The organism is Mesotoga sp. HF07.pep.5.2.highcov (assembly GCF_003666285.1).
Taxonomy (GTDB): Bacteria; Thermotogota; Thermotogae; order Petrotogales; family Kosmotogaceae; genus Mesotoga; species Mesotoga prima.
Map to the genome: position 1 here is coordinate 1 of NZ_JFHJ01000020.1, position 1,267 is coordinate 1,267.

The window sequence follows — 1,267 nt, forward strand, 5'->3', positions numbered from 1 at the left end:
AATAATATGCGTGTAGTTCAGATAGGAATCAAAATGCTGTTGGCCAGCGAAGCGCAAGCTGCAGAATGGAACATAATAATGGCGGGAGCAATAATCGCAATGATACCCCCTCTAATTATGTTGCTACTCTTCCAGAAGACCTTCATGGAAGGATTCAGCCTAAAAGACGAGAAGTAGAAGTTTATAAAGGTTCTACCTGTTGATAGCGTTTTCAATCGCTTTCAGAATCACTTTGCTGCTATAGGTAGCACCTGAAACTACATCGATCTGAACCGATTGTTTTTCTACAACCGAGTTAGTGATTGCTTCTGCAGCCTTCCCTCGACCGTGGTTATGCTTTACTATCTCAACTGACTTGACCTCATGCCCGGAAACCTCTACTCTCACAGATGCGCTTACGATTCCCGCTTCAAAACTGCCCTCGTAGATTCCGTCTTTCAATGTAGATAGATTTAGCTGCTCGAATTCAAGATTGTCAAGTTTCTTTAGATCTGCTTCTAGTTTTGGAACGACAAAGACCATTATTATTACTATTAAGGAAACAACAACAATTCCTGCTACCAAGAGTATTCTGATCAATATCCTACGCTTCATCTCTTCCCCCTGAAATTGAATTCTTTCGATATCCTAAAAGAAATCGGATTTCTAGTTCTCGAACTCCTTCACAAATTTCTCAATATTGCTTGAAACGACATGAGGCTGAGGTTTGCCTTTGAAAGCGGTTCTTACCATCATCCTTGAAAGAAAGCCCAGTCTCTCAAGGTTAAACTCACCCCCGAAAAAGCCCTTTGCTTTGCAGTTATTTAGAAAACTCTCGGGAAAGTTTTGAGAAAGGTACTCGCTGAAGTTTTCTTCTCCAGACCCCATGCACAAAAAGACGCCTAACCGTTTCTTTATTAGTGTGGCAAGATTTCTCTGAACGAATTCGGAGATAGTCCTTTGAACCTTACCTATTCTGATTGAGGCTCCGACAATTACGGCATCGAATTTCGTGAGGTCTGGGCTTGGGTTTCTCTTAATGTCGATAATCGTCTTTTCACCTGAAAGCTTTTCTGAGAGAATAATGGAACACTTCTCGGACGTACCGCTTCTAGTTGCATAGACTATTGCCGTGATAAAGACTCCTCCCTTGTTGATAGTGCGGTCCAGTTTTCTTTCAATTTAGTTTACATTATTTGCAGCTCTAGAGATTGCATATGCGAAAAGCAAGCATTTGCGATTCGTTTCCGAGGAGGAACGAATTGTTAGACAGCGCGCTCTTGAAGAA

General features: G+C 41.7%; 2 protein-coding genes. Both read right to left on the minus strand.

Features of this window, described 5'->3' with window-relative positions:
• Positions 1–192: 192 nt before the first annotated feature.
• Positions 193–594, minus strand: a complete 402-nt coding sequence (locus tag BG32_RS00455) for an FMN-binding protein (RefSeq protein WP_006492668.1) — start codon at positions 592–594, stop codon at positions 193–195.
• A 51-nt stretch (positions 595–645) separates the two neighbouring features.
• On the minus strand, positions 646–1,161 hold the full coding sequence (locus BG32_RS00460) for a flavodoxin domain-containing protein (protein ID WP_310793848.1): 516 nt from the start codon (positions 1,159–1,161) through the stop codon (positions 646–648).
• Positions 1,162–1,267: the final 106 nt, after the last annotated feature.

Coding starts and splice junctions, on each gene's coding strand:
- BG32_RS00455 (WP_006492668.1), bottom strand. CDS start 594: ATGAAGCGTAGGATATTGATCAGAATACTCTTGGTAGCAGGAATTGTT.